The organism is Marinobacter sp. H13 (assembly GCF_059072335.1).
The window spans coordinates 1-1,068 of sequence record NZ_JCACRU010000003.1 but is presented as its reverse complement, the minus strand read 5'-3'; the positions used below and the strand labels follow the sequence as shown (position 1 = coordinate 1,068).

Here is a 1,068-nt window from a genome sequence, read left to right as displayed (position 1 = left end):
ACACGCCATGTTTTCTGCATCTTAGCCAAGAGCGCAAAACCTCATCCCGCACCCACTGGGATGGTACAACACGCCCTTCGTCAAACAACTCACGGGCTTGCTGGACCTGAGTGTTCAGATCAACGATCTTTTTATGCATAAGGACACCCACCACTCTGTATTTTTTTTATTCAACCATCCAATTTTAGTGTATTGAAACGATCCACTTTTTTCCAAAAACTAAAACATAGATGCTATAAAGCCGCATAAGTAATTGTTTCATAATAATTTCCTAAGGGTCAATCGATCTGGCATATTGATTGCTTAACTTCGAGTGCAATACCAACAAAACTAATAAGAGGCTGCATCATGTCATCTGTATCAAACTATAAGCACAAAAGTTTACTCCGTTCCAGAATTGGGAATTTCTGCGTCGCTTCTGCTGGCCTGGCCACTATGTTGCTGGCTTCTGGTAATGCAGTAGCTATTGAGGTTGATGCCGGGGATTACACAGCATTGCCCGCCGGCACCAATCTTGGAATGGTCTACTATCAATACGCCACTGCCGATTCCCTCTACTCGGATGGAGACAAGGCCCCCATTAACGCTGGATTGGACTCACAGGTAGGAATCCTGCGTGGGGTGCATTTCACTGAAATTGGCGGTTACACAGTAGACCCTCAATTTCTCCTCCCATTTGGCAAGGTGGAAGGAAAAGACGATACCTCTTCCCTTGGTGACACCAGTGGCATCGGCGACCTGATACTTGCGGCGACAGTTTGGCTTGTAAACGAGCCCGAAAGTAACACCTATTTCGGCATTACTCCGTTCCTGTATGTTCCGGTAGGGAGTTACGATCGAAATGACACATTAAATCTTGGCGAAAACCGGTGGAAATATGCATTGCAGGCGGGTTACATCACCGGTCTTACCTCTAAAATCTCGTTAGACCTGATTGGTGATGTCACTTTTTTCGGCAAGAATGACGAACTTGGTGCCTCCAAAGCCACTCTGGAACAGGATCCCTTGTACCAGTTCCAAGGCTTCCTACGTTATAACGTAACACCTCAATGGGATCTTCGCACCGGC

General features: G+C 46.3%; 1 protein-coding gene. It reads left to right on the top strand.

Annotated features, from left to right (window positions below; translation table 11 throughout):
• Nucleotides 1-435: 435 nt before the first annotated feature.
• A partial coding sequence (locus AC5JQH_RS21390) for a transporter (protein WP_493805992.1) occupies nt 436-1,068 on the top strand: 633 nt, incomplete at its 3' end.